The following is a 21,257-nucleotide window of genomic DNA, read 5'->3' as shown; positions in this document are numbered from 1 at the left end:
TGATCGCCCAGCCCGGCGACCTGCCGCCACCGGTCCCACCGGCCGGGCACGCGCTGGTCAGGACGGGGGCAGGACGCCGAGGAGGGTGCGGAGGGACGGTGCCCGGCCGGAGGCGACGTGGACGAAGGCCAGGGAGCCGGCCAGGTCGACGTTGCCCGTGCGGAGCGCCTCGTAGAGCTGTTCGTGCTCGGCGCACTGGAGGGTGAGGTCGCGGTCTCCGGTCATCCGGAACAGCCACTCCATCCGGCCGTCGAGCGGCTGCATGAGGTCGTGCAGGAGGAGGTGCCCGGAGGCCTTGACGATCTGCCGGTGGAAGGCGACGTTCGCGGCGGCGGCCGTGGCGTCGTCGCCGTCGGCCAGGGCGCGCCGGGCGCGCTGGATGCAGTCGGCCAGGGCCAGGACGTCGGGCGCCCCGGGATCGGCGGCGGCGCGCCGGGCGGCCAGCCGCGCGGCGAGGACCTCCAGGCTCTCGCGGACGTCGAACAGCTCGTCGATGTCGCGGAGCGTCGGCTGGGTGACCACGGCGCCGCGCCGGGGCAGCAGCTTGACGAACCCGTCGTTCTCCAGCAGGGGCAGGGCCTCGCGCAGGGGGACGCGGGAGACCTGCATGAGCTCGGCGAGCTCGCGTTCGATCAGCCGCTGCCCGGGGGCGAACCTGCCGTTGAGTATCTGCTCCCGCAACCAGGCGTAGACGCGCTCCGACAACGACTGGTCCCTGAGGTCATCGAGGACGGACAAGGGCTCTCCATTCTCACTTTGTAATACAAAACTAAACCAGCCCGATGCCCCTGAAGCTAGACGCCCTCCAAAACCCCAGGTCAGGAAACAGATTCGTTACAAGCGCGATACGGGATCGACCCGCGAGCTTGGAACTTTGTATACCAAGCTCGTTTCCAGCCCCCCTCGGGAGCACCACATGCACCGCTCTCTGCACGTCCTGCCCGTCGCGGCGCTCGCCCTCGCGCTCACCGCCTGCGGCGGCGGCTCAGCCCCCGCCTCCGCCCGCACGGACACCCTGATCGTCGGGACGTCCGCCAAGCCGCAGACCCTCGATCCGCTGCTCGCCTCCGACGTCCAGACGGACTTCACCGCCGCACCGGCCTACGACACGATCCTCGGCTACGACCGCGAGGACCGGCTCGTCCCGCTGTTGGCGACCGAGTGGAAGGTCTCCGCCGACGCCACCTCCATCGACCTGACCCTGCGCTCGGACGTGAAGTTCCACGACGGGAGCCCGCTCACCGCCGACGACGTCGTCTACACCCTGGACCGCACCGCCGAGCTCGGCCTCGGCACCGCCTCGCTCATCGCCGACTACGCCTCGGCCGAGGCCGCCGACGCCACGCACCTCACGATCAGGCTGAAGAAGCCGAACTCCTCGTTCGCCGGGGCGCTCAGCCGCGTCTACGTCCTGAACGCCAAGCTGGTCGAGGCCAACGCCGGCACCGACCACGGCCAGTCCTGGCTGGCCACCCACGAGGCCGGGTCGGGCGCGTACGCGATGTCGTCGTACGCGTCCGGTCAGCAGATCGAGTTCACGAAGTTCGACGGCTACTTCGACCCGTCCCGCGGCGACGCCGGCACCCTCGTCTACCGGTACATGGGCGAAAGCGCGACGATCCGGGACGAGCTGCGCAGCGGTTCCATCGACGTCGGCTACGGGATGAACCAGACCGACATCGCCACCTTCGAAGGCGCCCCGGGCTTCACCACCACGCCGGTGCCCAGCCCTCTCCAGCTGTACGTCTTCTTCGACAACTCCGAAGGCCCCACCGCCGACATCCGCGTCCGCAAGGCCATCCGCCTCGCCTACGACTACCAGGGCCACCTGGACGGCATCCTCAAGGGCTCCGGCGTCCTGGCCAACGGGCCCCTGGCCAAGACCGTCGCGTGCGGCCTGGAGCGGCCCGACTCCGTCCAGAACGTCGCCGAGGCCAAGAGCCTGCTCGCCGAAGCGGGCGTCAAGGACCTGTCCCTGACGCTGAGCTACCAGCCCGTCATCCCCGAGCACGCCGCGGCCGCCACCCTTTTGCAGTCGAACCTGCGCGACATCGGCATCGACCTGAAGCTCAAGTCCGTCACCTACCCCGAGTTCATCAAGTCGCTCTCGACCAAGGGCGAGGCGCCGCAGCTCGGCCTGATGTACGACTTCCCGCTCTACCCAGACCCGACGGCGATGCTCTACCGCGTCTACGAGTCCGGTTTCGTCGGCACCGGCTCCAACTACGGCTCCTACGCGAACCCGAAGGTCGACGCCCTACTCGACAAGGCGCTCAAGGAACCCGACCCGGAGAAGGCCTGCGCCATCGACAAGGACATCCAGGAGATCATCGACGACGACGCGGTGTCGGTGAACATCGCCTCGTCCCAGATCCGGTTCGTGCACCGCAGCGAGGTCGGCGGCATCGCCTACACCCCGACCCACATCCTCAACGACGCCGCCGCGTTCACCCTGGACTGAGCCGACATGAGCCGCTTCCTTCTCCGGCGGCTGCCCCAGACGGCCCTCTCCGTCTGGGGCATAGCCACCGTCATCTTCTTCCTCATGCAGGTGATCCCCGGCGATCCCGCCCGGATCGCCGCAGGCCGCACCGCCACGCCCGAGCAGGTCGAGGCGGCCCGGCAGCGGCTCGGCCTCGATCTGCCGATCCTGGAGCAGTACCTGGGCTACCTCGGCCGGCTCCTGCACGGCGACCTCGGCACCTCCGTCGTCACCTTCCAGCCGATCACCGCCGACCTGGCCGACGTCCTGCCGCCCACGCTCGAACTCGTCCTGCTCACCATGCTGGTGAACCTGTGCGTCGCGGTGCCGCTCGGCGTCGTCGCCGCGGTCCGGCAGGGCCGCGCCGCCGACACCGCGATCCGGGTCATCGTCGTGCTCGGCGGCGGCGTCCCCGTCTTCTGGCTCGGCCTCATGCTCCAGTACCTCGTCGGTACGCGGCTCGGGCTGCTGCCGATCTCCGGCCGCCTCGACTACGGGATGGACTCGCCCGTCGTCACCGGGTTCGCCACGGTCGACGCGCTGCTGGCCGGGAACACCGCGGGATTCGGCAACGCCGTCGCGCACCTGATCCTCCCGGCCATCGCCCTGTCCGCGCCGTTCCTGGCGACCGTCGCCCGCGGCGTCCGCTCGACCCTCATGGGCACACTGGCCTCCGACTACGTCGTGTTCGCCCGCGCCAAGGGCGGCTCGACCGCCCGCGTCGTCGTCCGGCACGCGCTGCGCTCGGCGCTCACCCCGACGCTGACGATCGTCGGCCTCCAGTTCGGGTGGATGCTCGGCGCCGCGCTCCTGGTGGAGTCGGTGTTCGGGCTGACGGGCCTCGGCACCTACCTGTCGACCGCCGTGACCTCCCAGGACACTTTCGCCGTCCTCGGCACCGTCCTGGTCATCGGCGTCGTGTTCGTCTTCGCCAACCTGCTGGTCGACCTCTGCCAGCTCTGGCTCGACCCCCGAGTGAGGGCCGACGCATGACCGTCATCGCCGCACTTCGCCCGCCCCGCCTACGGCGGCCCGCCCGGATGCCGCTCGTCGACGAGCTGACCTTCGCCCTGGTGCTGGTCTTCGCCGTGCTCGCCGTCATCGGGCCCTGGATCGCCCCTCACGACCCCTACCAGGTCGACATGGCGCGGACCCTCCAGCCGCCCGGCGGCGCGCACTGGCTCGGCACCGACTCCTCCGGCAGGGACGTCCTGTCCCGGCTGCTGGCCGGGACCCGCCTCACCCTCCTGTCGTCGCTGTCGGTGGTCGCGCTCGCCGCGGTCACCGGGACGGCCGTCGCCGCGGCCGCCGCGCTGGCCCCCCGCTGGCTGGACGCGGCCATCATGCGGGTCTGCGACGTGTTCCTGTCGCTGCCGAGCATGGTCCTCGCCCTCGGCATCGCCGCCGCCCTCGGCTCCGGGCTGCGCTCGACCGTCATCGCGATGGCCTCGGCGATGTGGCCCGCCTACGCTCGCCTCGTCCGCGGCGTCATGCGCCAGACCATGACCGCCACCCACGTCGACAGCGCCCGCGTCCTCGGCGTGTCACGGACCCGGCTGATGGCCAGGCACATCCTGCCCAACTCCCTGGACGACCTGTACGTGCAGGCCGCCCTCGGCGTCGCCACCGTGATCATGCTCATGTCCGGCCTCGCCTTCCTCGGCGTCGGACCGCCCCCGACCAGCCCCGACTGGGGCGCGATGATCGCCGACGGCCGGGCCGTCGTCACCACCGCCTGGTGGGTCGCCGCCGCCCCGGGCATGGCCATCACCCTCGCCGCCGTCGCGTTCGGCCTCGCCGGCGACGCGCTGCGCGTCCACCTCGACCCGACCCTGCGGGAGCGCCGATGACCCCCCTGCTCGACGTCGCGGGCCTCACCGTGAGCCTGCCGGACGGGACCCGCCTCGTCCACCGCCTCGACCTCGCGCTCCGCGCCGGCGAACGGGTCGCGCTCGTGGGCGAGTCCGGTTCGGGCAAGTCCGTCGCCGCCCGCGCCGTCATGCGCTTGGACGACGGGCTGCGGCTCGGCGGCAGCGTCCGCCTCGCCGGACGGGAGCTCCTCGGCCTCACCGAACGGCAGATGCAGGGCGTTCGCGGAGGCGGCATCTCCATGGTCATGCAGGATCCGCTGACCGCGCTCAACCCGGTGCTGCCCGTCGGCGTCCAGGTCGCCGAGCCGCTGCGGATCAGGGGGGTGCCCAAGCGGGCGGCCCGCCGTGAGGCGATCGAGATGCTCGACCGGCTCGGCGTGCCGCGCGCCGCGGAACGCGCCGACGCCTACCCGCACGAGTTCTCCGGCGGGATGCGCCAGCGCGTCGTCCTCGCCGCCGCCCTCATCGCCCAGCCGAGCGTCCTCATCGCCGACGAGCCGACGACCGCGCTCGACGTCCGCGTGCAGGAGCAGGTCCTCTCCCTCATCGAGGAGTTCTCCCGCGACCTGCGCCTGGCCGTCCTGCTCATCACCCACGACCTCGGCATCGTCGCGGGCTTCGCCGACCGCGTCGCGGTCATGTACGCGGGACGGCTCGTCGAGGTCGGCGACGTCGACGCCTTCTACGCGGGGCCCCGCCACCCCTACGGGCGGGCGCTGCTCGCCTCCGTGCCGCGCGTCGACCGGGACCCGGGCCGGCGGCTCGACGTGATCGGCGGCGTCCCCGCCACACCCAAGGCGCTGCCGTCAGGCTGCGCCTTCCACCCCCGGTGCCACCGCGCCGAGGCCGTCTGCGCAGAGCGGGTGCCGGAGCTGAAGGGACAGGTGGCATGTCACCTGGTGACGTCGTGAGCGGCCTGCTCGAGGTGACGGGCCTGACCAAGACCTTCGGCGGGACCCCCGCCGTCCAGGACGTGTCCTTCGCCCTGCGCGAGGGCGAGGTGCTCGGCCTGGTCGGCGAGTCGGGATCGGGCAAGTCCACCACCGTCCGGTGCGTCGTCGGGCTGACCGAGCCGGACGCGGGCCGCGTCGTCTACGACGGCGTCGACGTCCGCACCGCGCGCGGCGCGGAGATGCGGCGGTTCCGGCGGGAGGTCCAGATGGTCTTCCAGGACCCGTACAGCAGCCTCAGCCCCCGCATGACCGTCGAGGAGATCGTCGGCGAAGGGCTGCTGGTGCACCGGCTCGCCACCGGCCGCGCCGGCCGCCGTGATCGTGTCGTGGAGGTGCTGGAGCTGGTCGGCCTGTCCGCCGCCGACCTGCGCCGCCACCCCCGCTCGTTCTCCGGCGGGCAGCGCCAGCGGATCGCCATCGCCCGCGCGCTGGCCGTCGCACCCCGCGTCCTCATCTGCGACGAGCCCGTCTCGGCCCTCGACGTGTCGGTCCAGGCACAGGTGATCAACCTGCTCCAGGACATGCGCGAGCGGCTCGGCCTGTCGGTGCTGTTCATCGCGCACGACCTCGCCGTCGTCCGGCAGCTGTGCGAACGGCTCGTCGTCCTCGACCAGGGGCGCGTCGCCGAGACCGGCGACCGCGACCAGATCTACGGCGCGCCCGCCCACCCCTATACCCAGGCGCTGCTCGCCGCCATCCCGCTGCCCGACCCGGCGGCGGAACGCGCGCGACGGGCCGCCGGAAGGAGCAGCACATGACCGGGTTCCGGATCGGCCAGGACATCAAGCTGGAGGCGACCTACGGGCCGCCTCCGTGGAAGGACCTCTTCGACGCGCTGCGCCAGACCAAGGAGGCCGGGTTGGAGGGCGTCAACGTCCGCACCCTCTACGAGGTCTCGCCCACCCTCGACCGGGCCCTCCTCGCCGACGCCGCCGAGCTCGCCCGCGAGCTCGATCTGTACCTGGAGCTCGGCGTCGGCAAGGTCAACCCGTACATGACCGCCGAGTACCCCCATATCCGCGCGCTGGGGGAGGGCGGCTACCTGGAAGGGATGCGCCGCCTCGTCCTGGCCGCCGCCGAGATGGGCGTCACCGAGCTGTGGACCGCCACCGGCGGCTTCAAGCCCCGCTACCGCGGCCTGCACGCCACCGACCGGTTCCGCGCCGAGGCGCCCTGGCCCGACCAGCTCGCCGCCACCGCCGCGCTGCTGCACCGGCTCGCGCCCGTCCTGCGCGACACCGGTGTGCACCTCAACCTGGAGACGCACGAGGAGATCACCACGTTCGAGCTCGTCCGGCTCGTCGAGGACGTCGGGCCCGACGTCCTGGGGATCTGCTTCGACTCCGCGAACGTCGCGGTCCGCGGTGAGGACCCGATGGCCGCCGTCCGCCGCGTCGCCCCCTACGTCCGCTCCACCCAGCTGCGCGACGCCGCCCTGTGCTTCACCGCCGACGGCATCAGCCGCTTCCTCGCGCCCTGCGGTGAGGGCGTCATCGACTGGGCGCTCCTGCTCGGCGAACTCGCCGACCGCGCTCCCGTCCGCAACCTCACCATCGAGGCGATCGGCGGCCTGCGCGCCGAGATGACCCTCCACCCCTACGACGACGCCTGGCGGGCCGGCCACCCCGACCTGACCGTCGCCGAACTCGCCGGGCTCTTCCGCCTCACCCGCGTCTACGAGGCGTCCGGCCGTCCCGGCCTGGAAGAGCTGCGCCACGGGACGCAGCCGACCTTCGCCGGATTCACCGCGGCCTGCGCCGCCCATCTCCGCACCGTCCTGACCGAGAGGGAGACCCGCCCATGAGCATCGAAGACCTGAGCGCCGCCGTCACCTGCAGGGTGATCCTGCCCGGCGAGACCGGCTACGACCTGGAACGCCGCGTCTGGAACGCCGACGTCGACCGGAGGCCCGCCGCCATCGTCAAGTGCCGCGACGCCGACGACGTCTCCCAAGCCCTCACCTGGGCCGTCGGCCACGGCTTCGAGATCACCGTCCGCGGCGGCGGCCACAACCTGGCCGGCACCAGCGTCATCGACGGGGCCGTCCTGCTCGACACCGGGCCGATGAAGGACGTCCTGTTCGACACCGAGGCCGGGACCGTCACCGTCGGGGCGGGCTGCCGCTGGGGCGACGTCGACCGGCCCGCCGCCGACCTGGGCGTCGCCGTCCCCGCCGGGGTCGTCTCGCACACCGGCGTCGCCGGGCTGACCCTCGGCGGTGGCGCGGGCTACCTGTCCCGCATGTACGGGATGACCGTCGACCACCTGGTCGCCGCGACCGTCGTCGTCGCCGACGGGCGGATCCTGCGCGTCAGTGAGACCGAGCACCCCGACCTGTTCTGGGCGCTGCGCGGCGCGGGCCACAACTACGGCGTCGCCACCTCGTTCACCTTCCGGTACGTGCCCCTGCCCGGCGAGGCGACCGTCCGCATCGCCCTGTTCGCCACCGACGACCGCGCGAAGGTGCTCCGGTTCTTCCGCGACTGGTCCGTCACCGCTCCCGACAACGTCTCCACCTACGCGCGCCTCTACAAGTGCCCCGCCTACTGGTCGCAGGTGCCGACCGCGCACCGCGAGACCGAGATCCTGTCCGTCGCGACGGTCTTCTACGGCGACCCGGCCGAGGAGGAGGCCGTCACCGCGCCGATGTTCGCCCAGGCCGAGCCGGTCTACCGGAGCCTGCGGACGATCCCGCACGTGACCCTCCAGCACGCCACCGACGACGAGTTCCGCTACGGAGTCGGCCATTACTGGAAGCACGTCTTCCTGGAGGCGCTGTCCGACGACGTCATCGACCTGGCCATCGACTGGGCCGACCGCTACCCCGGCCGCTCGCTCCAGGCGCACGCGAACATCGCCCACCAGGTGATGTGCCCGTTCGAGGTCATCGGCGGCGGCGGCGCCATGGCCCGCCGCGACCGGGAGGCCACCGCCGCCGGCTCCCACTTCATGCCGTTCAGCGCCAACATCGGAGCCGACTTCGAGTTCGCCGAAGAGAAGCCCCCGCTCCTGGACTGGGCCCGGGGATTCGCCGACGCCCTCGCCCCCCACCAGGGCGGCACCTACGTCAACTTCGCCAGCGTCCAGGGCGACGCCGACGCCGCCCGCGCGGTCTACGGGGACAAGTACGACAGGCTCGTCGCGGTCAAGCGGGCCTACGACCCGCGCAACGTCTTCCACCGCGGCCTCGTCGACCTCGCGCCGGAGGGTGCCGCGTGAGGATCGGCACCGACACCAGCAAGTTCCCCGGCGCGGCCGAGAACGGCGCCGCGTGGACGCTGCGCGAGATCGCCGCGCTCGGCCTCGAAGGGGCGTTCTTCCGCTCGCCCTACGAGCTCAGCCCCACGCTGGACCCCGGCGAGATGCGGGACGCCGTCGCGCTCGGCCACGACCTCGGCCTGTACGTCGAGGTCGGCACCGCGAAGGTCAACCCGTTCGCCGCGCCCGAAGCGCCCCGCGTCCGCGACCTCGGCGACGGCGACTACCTGCGCGGCCTGGAACGCCTCATCCGCGCCTGCGCCGGGGCCGGCGTCACCGAACTGTGGACCGCGACCGCCAACTACCAGTTCCGGCTGCCCGGCCTGCGCGCCTGCGACCGGTTCCGCGACGACGTCGCCTGGGCCGGCCAGCTCGCCGCCACCGCCAAGGTCCTCGACCGGCTCGCGCCCCTGTTGCGCGACCTCGGCGTCCACCTCAACCTGGAGACCCACGAGGAGATCACCAGCTTCGAGGCGGTCCGGCTCGTCGAGGACGCGGGACCCGACGCCTTCGGCATCACCTTCGACACCGCCAACGTGTTCGTCCGCGCCGAGGACCCCGTCGCCGCCGCCGCGCGCGTCGGCCCCTACGTGCGGCAGAGCCACGTCCGCGACGTCGCCCCGATGTTCACCGACGACGGCGTCGGCAGGTTCCTCGCCCCCTGCGGGCAGGGCGTCATCGACTGGCCCGCCCTCCTCGCGCACCTGCCCGCCGAGGCGACCCTGTCGATCGAGGGCATCGTCGGCGGCCGCGCCGAGATGCCGCTGTTCCTGCACGACCCGCTCTGGCAGGAAGGCCACCCCGACCTGACCGTCGCCGAGCTCGCCGAGGTCCTGCGGCTCACCCGCGGCTACGAGGACCGCGCCGCCGCCGGGGAGGCCCCCGGGCTCGCCGCGCTGCGCGCGCCGTGCGGGCCCGGGGACTCCCTCGCCTTCATCACCCAGAGCGCCGCGCACCTGCGCGCCGTGCTGTCCACCCGATCGGCCGACCTGGAGGTCACCGTATGAGCACCTGGTTCCCCACCCTGTCCCTGGCCGAGCGCGACCGCCGCTGGGCGGCGCTGCGCGCGCTCATGGCCGACCACGGCCTCGACGCCCTCGTCGTCTTCGGCGGGCAGCGCGACCCGCTCGACCAGTACGTCGCGGGGGAGGCCGGCGGCACCGTCGTCCTCACCCCGCAGGACGACCCGGTCCACCTGCTCGGCAGGTTCCCGCTCCAGCGGTTCGACGAGCCCGGCCGGGACCGGCAGCGGTGGATCGCCGACTTCCGCGTCGGCGCGAAACTGCCCGACGTCCTGGCCGAACGCGGTGTCACCCGCGGCGCCGTCGGCGTCGTCGGGCTGAGCAGCCGCCAGGTCGGCATCTACGCCGGCAGCATCCCCCACTCGGTCTGGCAGGGCGTGCTCACCGCGCTGCCCGACGTCACCTGGGTCGACGTGTCGGCGGAGTTCGAGATCATCACGGTGGTCAAGAGCCCCGAGGAACGGGACATGATCCGCAAGTCCGCGCAACTCGGCGAGGACGCCTGCGCCGCCTACATCGCCGCGTGCAAGCCCGGAGCCCTGGAGAGCCTGCCCGTCGCGGGTGCCGTGGGCGCGATCCTCGCCGGGGGCGGCAGCCCCTTCCGCGGCCCGTACATCCTGGAGCGCAGCGGGCCGAGCCGGTTCGCCTGGGGCCAGCCGGAATGGATGACGATGGGCGGCGCGCCGCGCACGCTCCGGCGCGGTGACACCATCGCCTCGGAGATCTTCGCCTTCTACGGCGGATTCGAGACCCAGCAGCAGATCGACGTCAGCATCGGCGAACCCGCCAAGGAGTTCCGGCGGCTGGAGGAGATCGTCCTGGAGTCCCACCACGCCGGGCTCGGCGCGCTGCGCGCCGGCATGAGCTTCGCCGACCTGTGCGACATCATGCACGAGCCGCTCACCCGCGCGAAGGTCTGGAACACCGGGCCGCTCGTCCAGACCGTCTCCCCCGTCATCTTCAACGGCAAGACCCACGAGGGCACCGAACACGACCCGGGTCTCGCGCACCTGCCGTCCCTGCCCCCGGTCGTGGCCCGCGACGGCGACTTCACACTCGTGCCCGGCGTCGCGTTCGCGTTCGAGGCCAACGCCCTGTACGAGGGCAAGCGCGTCTGCCTGGGCGGCACCGTCCTGCTCACCGAGGACGGCTACGAGGAGCTCAACACCCTCCCGAACAGGCTCGTCGTCGTCGACGCCTGACCGCTTCGCACCCCGGCCTCCGGCTACGCCGGGGGCCGGGGGCTCAGTCCGCGTCCGGCGGCAGCACCCCGGCCAGCTCGGTCATCGCCTGCTCCCTGATCCGGGCCACGTGCGCCAGCGCCAGCGCCCCCGCGACCTCCACCTGGCCCTGCGCGATCGCCCGGAAGAGCCGGTCGTGCTCCTCGAACTCCTCTTCGGTCTGCTTGCCGGTCATCCGCGTCAGCCACTCGCGGCGTCCGCTCAGCGACCGCATCACCCGCTCCAGCAGCCGGTGTCCCGCCAGATCCAGCACCAGCCCGTGGAACGCGCTCGTCGCCCGCTCCGCGGCGGCCCGGTCGCCCGCCCGCGCCGCCTCACGTGCCGTGTCGATGCTCTCGGCGAGCGCGCGCAGCCCCTCGTCGGCGGGGTTCGCGGCCATCCTCTGGGCGGCCAGGCGCGTGGCGAGGACCTCCAGCGCCTCCCACACGTCGAACACCTCCGCCACGTCCCGGAGGGTCAGCTGGGTCACGACCGCGCCCCGGCGCGGCAGGAGGTCGATGAAACCGTCGGTCTCGAGCTGGGGCAGCGCCGTGCGCAGCGGCACCCGCGACACCTGGAGCGCCTCGGACAGCTCGCGCTCGATCAGGCGCTGACCCGGCCGCAGCTCCCCGGAGATGATCTGCTCGCGCAACCGCTGGTAGATCTGCTCGGGGAGCGACATGTCCGCCACCCCCGGCGGTCCGGCTCCGTCTGCCCTGGTCACCTGAGCCCGTTCCTGGTCGGCAGTGCCACGCCCGCAAGATTACCGGATCACCACAGCCCGGAACGGCCCCGCAGCCCCGCCGGTTCCGCGCCGCCGTCCACAGCCTGCGACCCTGCGGCCGGGAGAGGCCCGGGCCCGGACTTCCCAGGCCGAGGCCGTTCGGACGACGCGCACCCAGGCGCTCACGAACGACCCGCGATCGTCGGCGCGGTCCTCCGACAGTTTCGAGGTCGGCCACGAGGGCAAGGAAAGGCGAAGAGATCAATAAGTGCAGGTAAAGATCTTTGTTCGGGATGTCGGTGGCGGGCGGGGAGGGCGAGCATGGAGGTATGGAGCAGCGGTATCCGCTCGGGTCTCCGTGCTGGGTGGAGTTGAGCGCGGAGGACATCGATGAGGCTGCGCGATTTTACCGGGGGCTTTTCGGGTGGGAGGTCTCCCGGCTGGAGTCGGGCTACCCGGTCTTCACACTGGAGGGCGAGGCCGTGGCGGGGATCTGGCCTGAGCCGGTGTCCGGCGGGTCGGCGTCCTGGACGGTGTACTTCGCGGTCGAGGACATCCGGTCGCTGAACTCGCTCGTCGAGGACGCCGGGGGCAAGGTCGTGCTGGAGCCCGTTCCGTTGGAGGACCACGGCGTTCTCGGCGGCTACATCGATCGTGAGCGGGTCCACTTCATGGGCTGGGAGCCGCACGGCCGGTACGGGGCGGAGGTCTCCGGGCGGGACTGCACCTGGGGGTGGACCGAACTGGTCACCCGCGATGTCGAAGGCGCGAAGGACTTCTACCCCCGGGTCTTCGGCTGGGGCAGGGTGGGTGAAGGCGACCAGACCCTCTGGACCGTCGAGGGCCGGCCGGTCGCGAGCATGGCGCCCATTCCCCCGGACGTCCCCGGTGAGGGCTTGTCCGCCTGGATCGTCCAGTTCGCGGTCCCCGACTTGATGGAATGGGCACGCCGCGCCGAAGACCTGGGCGCCCACCGCATCGTCGAATTCGACGACCCCGTCCATGGTCCCGCCGTCGCGCTCACCGGTACCCAGAACGCGATCTTCGTGCTCATTCCCACCTCGAGCCTGGAGACCCGACGAAGGACTCCGTCCCCCGGCGCCCCGAAGGTCCTCAGCCGGAGCGGACGCATCATCCGCCCGCCTGCCTGACGGGGAACGTGGTCCCGTCGGATCAGCGCAGGTCATGGGACCCGGGCGTCGGCCCGACGAGGCCGCCCGACCTGCCGCCTGGGGCTATGCTTCGGGCGGTGAGCTACGACGATCTTGACGGGTTCGAGGACCTGAACGCGGCAGCCCTGCCGGCGCGGCAGCAGCGGATCCTGGTCGTGATCCGGGACTGGGTGACCCGGCACGGTTACGCGCCGAGCACCCGGCAGATCGGCGACGCGGTGGGGCTGCGGTCCTCGTCGTCGGTGTCGAAGCATCTCGTGAGCCTGGAGGAGAAGGGCTTCCTGCGGCGCGGCACGGCCGTGGCGCGCCCGATCGACGTGCGGGCGTTCCTGCCCGGGGCCCGCGCCGCGGGGCCGGGGGACGACGCGGTGGCCGTGCCGGTGGTCGGCGACATCGCGGCGGGCGTCCCCATCACGGCCGACGAGCACGTCGAGGACGCCCTGCGGCTGCCCCGCGGACTCACCGGCCGCGGCACGGTGTTCGCCCTGCGCGTGCGCGGCGACTCGATGATCGACGCGGCCATCTGCGACGGCGACATGGTCGTCGTCCGCCAGCAGCAGGAGGCCCACTCGGGCCAGATCGTCGCCGCCATGATCGACGGCGAGGCCACCGTCAAGGTCTACCGCCGCCGCGACGGCCATGTCCTCCTCGAACCCCGCAACCCAGCCTACGACCCGATCGACGGCGACAACGCCTCCATCCTCGGCATCGTCGTCTCCGTCCTCCGCACGGTCTGAGAACACGGGCCCTTCTCGCCCTCGCACCGCGGGCACATCTCCGTAAGAGTTCTCCCGTTCGCCGTGGACTTCGATCGGAGCGCGGCCAAAGCTCTCAGAGATGACTTGTCCCGCGCTCATGTCGAACGTGGGCCGAGGAGCCATGGTCGGCGTCAGTGGATCGGGTCATCCGGGATGAATCCATCGACGACTTTGAAGGTCGCGTCCTTGCGGCTCAGCTCGTCGTTGACGGGATCGAGGAAGAGGTGGAAATCCCTGTGCCGGAGGAACCGGTCGGGAAAATTGAATGAGCGGAACGACGCGCTGGCTGGATCGGCCAGTCCGGGCACCATTTCGAACGTGGCGTCCTTCCGCATGAGCTTCATCTCGTCAGTCTCCGGAGGGGGAACGCCGAGGGCGCCCACCGGGCCCTCGTGGAGTCTGATGCGGAACCCCTGGTGGCGCAGGTAGTGGATGGGGAAGTTGCGGGATTGGATGGAGATGAGATCCGGGTCGGCGAGACCGCGCACGATGGCGAAGGTCGCGTCATGGCGGTCGAGTTCGCTGGCGATGGGTGTCAGTTCCCCTTGGAAATTTGCGTGCCGAATGAACCTGTCCGGAAAGTTGAAGGACTGAAAGGATGTTCCCATGCCGCACCCCCCGATCTCTTTAGAGCTTGCACGAAGCGACGCATGCACTACATTCTTATTTCTACCCTCAGGTCGGATGCCCATCCCTCTCCGGTCTCGCGAAGGCGTCCGCGCAGAACTTCACCATGGTCTGCCGAAGCCTGGCTTCCCACGTTGACACCGTCCCCAGCGGGGGAAGGCAGGTGGGAAGGGCCGGGCCTTCGTGGGGGGGGCGATGGTGGAGATCGGGATGCGCCGGGTCTACGAGGATCTGAGCGGGGTGCGGGGTACTCGGGTGCTGGTGGACCGGCTCTGGCCGCGGGGGGTCGCCAAGGCGGAGGCGCCTTGGGACGAGTGGTTGAAGGACGTCGCGCCTTCCAACGAGCTGCGGCGGTGGTACGGCCACGCGCCTGAGCGCGAAGAGGAGTTCGGACGGCGCTACCTGGCGGAGCTGGACTGCCCGGCCCGGGGCGGCGCGGTGGCTCGGCTGCGTGAGCTCACGCGGTCCGGACCGGTGGTGCTGCTGACCTCGACGAAGGAGATCGAGCACAGCCACCTGCCCGTCTTGGCCGGCTTCCTCAGCCGAAACCCCTGACGGAGCCGAACCCTACGGCGGGACGACCTGAACGGTGGAGCCCCGCGCGGGGTCTCCGCTGGCTGGTTGATTTTGCTTGATTGTGCTAGAAAGTGCTCATATTCGAGCACGGAGGTTGATGTGGTGTTTCACGTTGAGGCGGAGATCAGGTCGCAGCCGGAGTGCTGGCGGCGGGTGGGCGAGGTCGGGGCCGGGGGGCTGCCGGAGCCGGGGGAGCGGGTCGCCGTGGTGGGGTGCGGGACCTCGTGGTTCGTCGGGCAGGCGTATGCCGCGCTGCGGGAGGCGGCGGGGCAGGGGGAGACGGACGCGTTCGCCGGGTCGGAGTTTCCGGTGGGGCGGCGGTACGACCGGGTCGTCGCGCTGACGCGGTCGGGGACCACGACCGAGGTCCTTGACGTGCTCGCGCGGGTGGAGGCGCCCACGGTCGCCGTCACCGCGGATCCGGAGACGCCGATCATGGGGGCGGCCGACCAGGTCGTCGTGCTGGACTTCGCCGATGAGCGGTCGGTGGTGCAGACGCGGTTCGCGACGACCGCGCTGGCGCTGTTCCGGGCGAGCCTGGGCGAGGATCTGACGGCCGCGATCGCGGACGCCGAGGAGGCGCTGGCCGTCGAGATCCCCGCGCTGGACCGGACCCAGTTCACGTTCCTCGGCCGGGGCTGGACGAACGGGCTGGCGGCCGAGGCGGCGCTGAAGATGCGCGAGGCGTCGCTGAGCTGGACCGAGGCGTACCCGGCGGCCGAGTTCCGGCATGGGCCGATCGCGATCACCGACGAGCGGTCGGCCGTGTGGTCGCTGGGCCCCGGGCCGGACGGCCTGCGGGAGCAGGTCGAGGCGACCGGCGGCCGGTGGGTCGAGCACGACCGCGATCCGATGGCCGACCTGGTGCTGGTGCACCGGCTCGCGGTCGCGCTGGCCGAGGGCCGCGGTCTCGACCCCGACGCGCCCCGGCATCTGACCCGCTCGGTGATCCTCAGGTGATCCTGACCGTCACGCTGAACGCCGCGCTCGACGTCACCTATCCCGTCGACCGGCTGGTGCCCGGGGCCGTGCACCGGGTCGGGCCTCCCCGGAGGCGCGCGGGCGGCAAGGGCGTCAACGTCGCGCGCGTCCTGGCCGCGCTGGGCGAGGAGGTGCTGGCCACCGGCTTCGCGGGCGGCGCGACGGGCGCGGCGTTCCTGGCCGATCTGCCCGTGCCGTCCGCGTTCGTGCAGATCGGCGGCGAGACCCGGTGCACGCTGACCGTCCTCGACGCCGAAGCCACCCTCTTCAACGAGCCGGGCCCCCTCGTCACCGAGCCCGAGTGGCAGGCGTTCCTCACGCGCTTCCGCACGCTGCGCGCCGACGTCGTCGTCCTGTCCGGCTCGCTTCCGCCCGGCCTGCCCGACGACGCCTACGCCCGCCTCATCGAGGCCGCCGACGCCCCCGTCATCCTGGACGCCGACGGCCCCGCCCTGCTGCACGGCCTCCCGGCCCGGCCCGCCCTGGTCAAGCCGAACGCGCAGGAGCTGCGCGCCACCGGCCGCACCCCCGCCCAGCTCCGCGCGCTCGGCGCCCAGGCGGTGGCCGTGTCCGACGGGCCGCGCGGCCTGGCGGTCCATCTCGCCGACGGCGGCTGGCGCGCGACCCCGCCCGAGACGCACGGCAACCCGACCGGCGCGGGCGACGCCGCCGTCGCCGCGTTCGCCCGCGGCCTGCGCCGCGGCACCCCCTGGCCCGAGCTCGTCGCCGACGCCGTGGCGCTGTCGGCCGCCGCGGTGGCCGCGCCCGTCGCGGGCGACTTCGACGCCGACCGGTACACGGCCGCCGAGATCCGGCCGACCCCCCTCCCGAAGGAGCACGAATGATCGCGGCGTTCAACGCCATCCAACTGGAGCACGCCGAGGCGATCGTCCAGGGCGCGGAGGCCGCGGGCAGCCCTGTGGTGCTCCAGCTCAGCGAGAACGCGGTGCGCTACCACGGCGCGCTCGCCCCGCTCGGCCGCGCCCTGCTGACGCTCGCCGACGCCGCCCGCGTCGAGGTGACCGTCCATCTCGACCACGCGACGGACGAGGCGCTCGTCCGCGAGGCGGTCGCGCTCGGGTTCGGCTCGGTGATGTTCGACGCCTCCGCGCTGCCGCACGCCGAGAACGTCGCCCGCACCGCCGCGATCGTGCGCGAATGCCACGCTTCGGGCGTCCGGGTGGAGGCCGAACTCGGCGAGGTGGGCGGCAAGGACGGCGTGCACGCGCCCGGTGTCCGCACCGATCCCGTGGAGGCCGCCGAATACGTCGCGGCCACGGGCGTGGACGCGCTGGCCGTGGCCGTGGGCTCCTCCCACGCGATGCTCACCCGCGACGCCGAACTCGACTTCGCCCTCATCGCGAAGCTGCACACGGCGGTCCCGGTGCCGCTGGTCCTGCACGGCTCCTCGGGCGTGCCCGACGCGGACCTCGCGGAGGCCGTCCGCCGCGGCATGCACAAGATCAACATCGCCACGCAGCTCAACAAGGTGTTCACCGCGGCCGTCCGGGCGCGGCTCGCGGCGGCCCCTGACCTGGTGGACACCCGCAAGTACCTCGGCGCGGGCCGGGACGCCGTCGCCGCCGAGGTCACCCGCCTCATCCACGTCCTGGAGGCCCGATGATCCGCGTCGCCTTCGTCGGCGCCGGGTCGGTGGTGTTCACCCGGCAGCTGATCCACGACCTGCTGTCCTTCCCCGAACTCGACGGCCTCCACCTGGCCCTGCACGACATCGATCCCGAGCGCCTCGCCGTCGCCGAGTCCCTGGCCCGGCTGACCGCCGAGCGGCTCGGCGCGCGCCCGGTCGTCACCGCGCACCCGGACCGAAGGGCCGCGCTGGAGGGCGCCGACTTCGTCGTGAACCTGGTCGCGGTCGGCGGGCACGCGGCCACCCTGACCGACCTCGACGTCCCGCGGGCCCACGGTCTGCGCCAGACCATCGGCGACACCCTCGGCGTCGGCGGCGTCTTTCGCGCGCTGCGCACGTTCCCGCTGCTGGACGGCCTGGCCGCCGACGTCAGGGCGGTCTGCCCGCGCGCGTGGCTGCTGAACTACACCAACCCGATGGCCATGAACCTCCAGTACCTGGCCGCGGTCGCGCCGGACGTGCGGGCCGTCGGCCTGTGCCACTCGGTGTACTGGACGGTGCGGGGCCTGTGCGACCTCGTCGGCGTGCCGCACGAGGAGGTGGACTTCGTGTCGGCGGGCGTCAACCACCAGGCCTGGATCCTGCGCTGGGAACGGGAAGGCCGCTCGCTCTACCCCCTGCTGGACGCCGCGATCGAGGCCGATCCGCAGCTCGCCCGAAGGGTCAGGGTGGACATGTACCGGCGGTTGGGCTTCTATCCGACGGAGACGTCCGAGCACTCCGCCGAGTACGTCCCCTGGTACCTGCGTCATGCCGGAGAGATCGAGAGGTTGCGCATTCCGGTGCGCGATTATGCGCGGATCTCGGCGGAGAACCTCGCCGAGTACGAGCGCGTGCGCGATCGGCTGGCGGCGGGGGAGGACCCGGGCCCGGGGGAGCAGGAGGGCGCGGTGGAGTACGCGCCGCAGATCGTGCACTCGCTCGTCACGGGCACCCCCCGCGTCCTCCAGGTGACCACCGCCAACACCGGCCTGATCGCCGATCTGCCCGACGGCGCGGCCGTGGAGGTGCCCGCGACCGCCGACCGCACGGGCGTCCGCCCGCACCACGTGGGCGCGCTGCCGCCGCAGCTCGCCGCGCTCAACCGGAGCTTCCTCGGCGTGGTGGACCTGGTGGTCCAGGCCGCCGTGAAGGGCGATCGCGACCACGTCCGGCACGCGCTCCTGTGCGATCCGGCCACGGCGGCCGCGCTCACCGTCGAGGAGATCACCGCCCTGTGCGACGCGATGCTGGGCGCCCACCGCGACCTGCTGCCGGAGGCCCTGCGATGAGGGATCTCGTGGTGGTCGGCGACACCAATCCCGACGTTCTGCTGTTCGGCGCGCCCGAGACACCCCCCTTCGGGCAGGCCGAGACGCTCGTGTCCGACGGCGTCCTCGCGCTCGGCGGCTCGGCGGCGATCGTCGCGCACGGCGCGGCCCGGCTGGGCCTGGACACCGCGCTGGTCTCGATGGTCGGCCGCGACGCCGCGGGCGACTTCGTCCTCGACGTCCTGCGCGCGGCGGGGGTGGACGTCTCCGGCGTGGTCCGGCATCCCGAGCTGCCGACCGCGCTCACCGTCTGCCTGAACCGGCCGGACGGCGACCGGGCCATCCTCACCGCGCCCGGCTGCCTGCCGCACTTCACCGCGGCGGAACTCCCCGAGGCGCGCCACGCGCACGCCGCGTCGTACTTCCTCCAGCCCGTGCTGGACGTCGTGGGCCTGTTCCGCCGCTTCCCCGGCAGCACCTCCCTGGACACCAACCACGACCCCTCCGGCCGCTGGGAGCTCGCCGAGGGCCTGCCCGACGTCGTCGACGTCCTCCTGCCGAACGAGGCGGAAGCGGCGTCGCTGCCGCGCTTCCCCGGCACGACCGTGGTGAAGCGCGGCGCCCGGGGCGCGCTCGCCCTGCCCTCCGGAACCTCGGTGCCGTCGCCCCCGGTCACCCCGGTCGACACCGTGGGCGCGGGCGACAGCTTCGACGCCGGCTTCCTCGCCGGCTGGCTGGACACGGGCGACCTGGAGTACGCGATGCGCCTCGGCTGCGCCTGCGGCGCCCTGTCCACCCGGGCGCCGGGCGGGACCGCCGCGCAGCCGACGCGAGCGGAGGTGGATTCCCTGATACGCGCATGATGTGTCGTCATTCGATCAGGTCGGCCGTTCTATAGTGAGCGAATGCGTCAAGAACGGCTCGCTTTCATCCTCGATCGGCTCGCCGCGCACGGCTCGGTGACCGTCACCGGCCTGTGCACGGAGCTGGGGGCGTCCCCCGCGTCGATCCGGCGCGACCTCCAGACCCTGGAGGACCAGCAGCTGCTCAAGCGCACGCACGGCGGCGCCGTGGGCGCGGGCGTCACCTATGAGCTGCCGGTCCGCTACCGTGCGGGCCGCCACGACGAGGAGAAGGCCAGGATCGCCGCCGCCGCGGTCGCGCTGGTCACCGACGAGGTGCACACCATCGGGCTGAACGGCGGCACCACCACCACCGAGCTGGCCCGCCGCCTCGCCGCGCTCGGCAGGCCGCTCACGGTCGTCACCAACGCCCTGAACATCGCCGGCGACCTCGCCGTGCGGCCGTCGATCGAGCTCGTGGTGACGGGCGGCCGAGTACGCCCGGAGTCCTACGAGCTCGTCGGCCCGATCGCCGACCGCGCCCTGTCGGGCATCAGCCTGGACGTCGCGTTCCTCGGCGTGGACGGCGTCGACGCCATCGTCGGCATCACCACTCACGACGAGGTCGAGGCCCAGACCGACCACCACCTGATCGCCGCCGCCCGCCGCGTCGTCGTCCTCGCCGACGGCTCCAAGATCAAGGTCCGCGCGTTCTCCCGCATCGCCGAGACCGCCGAACTCCACATCCTGGTCACCGACGCGACCGCCGACCCCGCCGAACTGGACCGCCTCCGTGCCGCCGGCGTCCAGGTCCACGTCGCCTGACAGGCCGCCCCCGACCCGCCCGTCCGCTCCCGAACACGGCCCCGGCCCCCGAAGGAGCCGTGGGCGATGGTGGTGACCGTGGGTCGTGTTCCCGCAGGTCGCGCTTCGCGGAACTCCTCGACGGATGCCGGAGCCGGACGCGTAGGAGTCACCGGAGACGAAGTCACGAGATCAACGCAGGTCGAGGACACGGCTCGTCTCACCGGAGCTGTTCCAGCGCGGCGAGTACCGTCGCCGGCCGTGTGCCGAGGGGGCCGTCGAGTTCCAGGATGGGCAGGTCCGCCCAGACGTCGAACGGGTCGGCGCTGATCAGGTCCAGCAGCGCCTCGTTCATCCGGGAGCGGAGCGCGGGCATCTCCGGCGGCGGCAGGGTCCGTTCCGTTTCGGGGGTGATCACCGTGATGACGAGCAGATCAAGGCTCATGAGAGCCGTGCGGAGCGCTTCGCCGCCGACTCCGTTCACGGGATCCGCGCCGATCGCCGCCATATAGGCCAGGTAGTCCACCGGTGTCCGGTCGAACACGATCCCGTCCTCCGGTGAAGCCAGGCTCCGCACCGAGCACTCCAGCAGCGCCCGGTAGTCCTCCAGCGAGGGCGGAAACCCGAAGTCGTACCCTTCTTCCTCGAGCAGGTAGTAGGGCTCCTCCGCCATCACATGACGGGGCAGCCGCTCGCAGAGCCCCTCGGCCAACGTCGTCTTCCCGGTTCCATGCGTCCCAGAAATCCCGACTCTCATTTTTCCGCTCCGTTTCCGTTCCCACTGGAACGGCGATCTTAGGGCCGGCACGGAGCCGCTGAGCCCGCCTCGTCATCGCCGAGTCCGCTGGGCCGGTCGGGGTCGTCGGCGGGATCGGCCGCAACGGCCTGCCGGTGGACGTCGACCGAATCGTTCAGGTCGGTCAGCGCCCCCGACCGCTCGAACCCGATCCGCACCGTGCTTCCCGGATCGCTGAGGCCGCCGGGGCGGAGGTCCGCGACCACGGGGGTGCCGCGGATGTGTGGAGAGGGAGTCCGGCGCCCGCTCAGGCGGGGCGGGTGGTGAGGTGGT

General features: G+C 72.3%; 23 protein-coding genes. 18 read left to right on the top strand and 5 right to left on the bottom strand.

Annotation, left to right across the window (positions count from 1 at the left end; genetic code table 11):
* Positions 1-57: 57 nt before the first annotated feature.
* Positions 58-738 (bottom strand): GntR family transcriptional regulator, encoded by a 681-nt coding sequence (locus tag EDD29_RS22660; RefSeq protein WP_211359841.1) that lies wholly within the window; start codon positions 736-738, stop codon positions 58-60.
* A gap of 178 nt (positions 739-916) precedes the next feature.
* Here EDD29_RS22660 and EDD29_RS22655 point away from each other — a divergent pair, with 178 nt between their 5' ends.
* From EDD29_RS22655 to EDD29_RS22615, 9 genes are read left to right on the top strand one after another with little or no spacing between them, the layout of a single operon-like run.
* Positions 917-2,461, top strand: coding sequence for an ABC transporter substrate-binding protein (locus tag EDD29_RS22655; protein ID WP_123666343.1), 1,545 nt, complete (start codon positions 917-919; stop codon positions 2,459-2,461).
* A 6-nt stretch (positions 2,462-2,467) separates the two neighbouring features.
* A complete protein-coding gene (locus tag EDD29_RS22650; protein WP_123666342.1) occupies positions 2,468-3,475 on the top strand; it encodes an ABC transporter permease in 1,008 nt (335 codons plus the stop codon).
* On the top strand, positions 3,472-4,332 hold the full coding sequence (locus tag EDD29_RS22645) for an ABC transporter permease (protein WP_123666341.1): 861 nt from the start codon (positions 3,472-3,474) through the stop codon (positions 4,330-4,332). The genes EDD29_RS22650 and EDD29_RS22645 overlap by 4 nt, the downstream gene beginning before the upstream one ends.
* Positions 4,329-5,264: an ABC transporter ATP-binding protein gene (locus EDD29_RS46400; RefSeq protein WP_123666340.1), complete on the top strand. Its 936-nt coding sequence runs from the start codon at positions 4,329-4,331 to the stop codon at positions 5,262-5,264. The genes EDD29_RS22645 and EDD29_RS46400 overlap by 4 nt, the downstream gene beginning before the upstream one ends.
* Complete coding sequence (locus EDD29_RS46395) at positions 5,243-6,064, top strand: ATP-binding cassette domain-containing protein (protein WP_123666339.1); 822 nt, start codon at positions 5,243-5,245, stop codon at positions 6,062-6,064. The genes EDD29_RS46400 and EDD29_RS46395 overlap by 22 nt, the downstream gene beginning before the upstream one ends.
* The gene (locus EDD29_RS22630) at positions 6,061-7,110 is read left to right on the top strand and encodes a sugar phosphate isomerase/epimerase family protein (protein ID WP_123666338.1); all 1,050 of its coding nucleotides are present in this window, start codon (positions 6,061-6,063) and stop codon (positions 7,108-7,110) included. The genes EDD29_RS46395 and EDD29_RS22630 overlap by 4 nt, the downstream gene beginning before the upstream one ends.
* Entirely contained in the window at positions 7,107-8,525 is a 1,419-nt protein-coding gene (locus tag EDD29_RS22625; protein ID WP_123666337.1) for an FAD-binding oxidoreductase, read from the top strand. The genes EDD29_RS22630 and EDD29_RS22625 overlap by 4 nt, the downstream gene beginning before the upstream one ends.
* On the top strand, positions 8,522-9,571 hold the full coding sequence (locus EDD29_RS22620; protein WP_123666336.1) for a sugar phosphate isomerase/epimerase family protein: 1,050 nt from the start codon (positions 8,522-8,524) through the stop codon (positions 9,569-9,571). The genes EDD29_RS22625 and EDD29_RS22620 overlap by 4 nt, the downstream gene beginning before the upstream one ends.
* On the top strand, positions 9,568-10,788 hold the full coding sequence (locus EDD29_RS22615; RefSeq protein WP_123666335.1) for a M24 family metallopeptidase: 1,221 nt from the start codon (positions 9,568-9,570) through the stop codon (positions 10,786-10,788). The genes EDD29_RS22620 and EDD29_RS22615 overlap by 4 nt, the downstream gene beginning before the upstream one ends.
* A gap of 43 nt (positions 10,789-10,831) precedes the next feature.
* On the opposite strand, the gene EDD29_RS22610 is transcribed toward EDD29_RS22615, so the two are convergent.
* The gene (locus EDD29_RS22610; RefSeq protein ID WP_148086056.1) at positions 10,832-11,530 is read right to left on the bottom strand and encodes a GntR family transcriptional regulator; all 699 of its coding nucleotides are present in this window, start codon (positions 11,528-11,530) and stop codon (positions 10,832-10,834) included.
* 329 nt (positions 11,531-11,859) lie between these two features.
* On the opposite strand from EDD29_RS22610, the gene EDD29_RS22605 reads away from it, so the two are divergent.
* Positions 11,860-12,681 (top strand): VOC family protein, encoded by an 822-nt coding sequence (locus tag EDD29_RS22605; RefSeq protein ID WP_148086055.1) that lies wholly within the window; start codon positions 11,860-11,862, stop codon positions 12,679-12,681.
* An 86-nt stretch (positions 12,682-12,767) separates the two neighbouring features.
* Complete coding sequence (gene lexA / locus EDD29_RS22600) at positions 12,768-13,439, top strand: transcriptional repressor LexA (RefSeq protein ID WP_123666332.1); 672 nt, start codon at positions 12,768-12,770, stop codon at positions 13,437-13,439.
* Between the two features lie 152 nt (positions 13,440-13,591).
* Here lexA and EDD29_RS22595 read toward each other — a convergent pair whose 3' ends face one another.
* Positions 13,592-14,068, bottom strand: a complete 477-nt coding sequence (locus EDD29_RS22595) for an AbfB domain-containing protein (RefSeq protein WP_123666331.1) — start codon at positions 14,066-14,068, stop codon at positions 13,592-13,594.
* A 214-nt stretch (positions 14,069-14,282) separates the two neighbouring features.
* On the opposite strand from EDD29_RS22595, the gene EDD29_RS22590 reads away from it, so the two are divergent.
* The 7 genes from EDD29_RS22590 to EDD29_RS22560 all read left to right on the top strand — a co-directional run bounded on the left by EDD29_RS22590 (position 14,283) and on the right by EDD29_RS22560 (position 20,209).
* Positions 14,283-14,642 (top strand): DUF488 domain-containing protein, encoded by a 360-nt coding sequence (locus EDD29_RS22590; protein WP_211359840.1) that lies wholly within the window; start codon positions 14,283-14,285, stop codon positions 14,640-14,642.
* A 120-nt stretch (positions 14,643-14,762) separates the two neighbouring features.
* The gene (locus tag EDD29_RS22585; protein WP_211359839.1) at positions 14,763-15,623 is read left to right on the top strand and encodes an SIS domain-containing protein; all 861 of its coding nucleotides are present in this window, start codon (positions 14,763-14,765) and stop codon (positions 15,621-15,623) included.
* Positions 15,620-16,489 carry a 1-phosphofructokinase family hexose kinase gene (locus tag EDD29_RS22580; RefSeq protein ID WP_123666330.1) on the top strand — a complete coding sequence of 290 codons (870 nt, stop codon included), beginning with the start codon at positions 15,620-15,622 and terminating at the stop codon, positions 16,487-16,489. Before EDD29_RS22585 ends, EDD29_RS22580 begins: the two co-directional genes overlap by 4 nt.
* A complete protein-coding gene (locus tag EDD29_RS22575) occupies positions 16,486-17,268 on the top strand; it encodes a class II fructose-bisphosphate aldolase (protein WP_123666329.1) in 783 nt (260 codons plus the stop codon). Before EDD29_RS22580 ends, EDD29_RS22575 begins: the two co-directional genes overlap by 4 nt.
* Positions 17,265-18,563, top strand: a complete 1,299-nt coding sequence (gene melA, locus EDD29_RS22570; protein ID WP_123666328.1) for an alpha-glucosidase/alpha-galactosidase — start codon at positions 17,265-17,267, stop codon at positions 18,561-18,563. Before EDD29_RS22575 ends, melA begins: the two co-directional genes overlap by 4 nt.
* The gene (locus EDD29_RS22565) at positions 18,560-19,405 is read left to right on the top strand and encodes a carbohydrate kinase family protein (protein WP_123666327.1); all 846 of its coding nucleotides are present in this window, start codon (positions 18,560-18,562) and stop codon (positions 19,403-19,405) included. The genes melA and EDD29_RS22565 overlap by 4 nt, the downstream gene beginning before the upstream one ends.
* 42 nt (positions 19,406-19,447) lie before the next feature.
* On the top strand, positions 19,448-20,209 hold the full coding sequence (locus tag EDD29_RS22560; RefSeq protein ID WP_123666326.1) for a DeoR/GlpR family DNA-binding transcription regulator: 762 nt from the start codon (positions 19,448-19,450) through the stop codon (positions 20,207-20,209).
* A gap of 199 nt (positions 20,210-20,408) precedes the next feature.
* On the opposite strand, the gene EDD29_RS22555 is transcribed toward EDD29_RS22560, so the two are convergent.
* Both EDD29_RS22555 and EDD29_RS45570 read right to left on the bottom strand, forming a co-directional pair.
* Positions 20,409-20,945: an AAA family ATPase gene (locus EDD29_RS22555; protein ID WP_123666325.1), complete on the bottom strand. Its 537-nt coding sequence runs from the start codon at positions 20,943-20,945 to the stop codon at positions 20,409-20,411.
* A 38-nt stretch (positions 20,946-20,983) separates the two neighbouring features.
* The gene (locus tag EDD29_RS45570; protein WP_170201514.1) at positions 20,984-21,190 is read right to left on the bottom strand and encodes a hypothetical protein; all 207 of its coding nucleotides are present in this window, start codon (positions 21,188-21,190) and stop codon (positions 20,984-20,986) included.
* Positions 21,191-21,257 lie beyond the last annotated feature (67 nt).

Source organism: Actinocorallia herbida (assembly GCF_003751225.1).
Classification (GTDB): Bacteria; Actinomycetota; Actinomycetes; order Streptosporangiales; family Streptosporangiaceae; genus Actinocorallia; species Actinocorallia herbida.
Note: the sequence above shows the minus strand (reverse complement) of the source record. Positions and strands in the feature narration are given on the sequence as shown.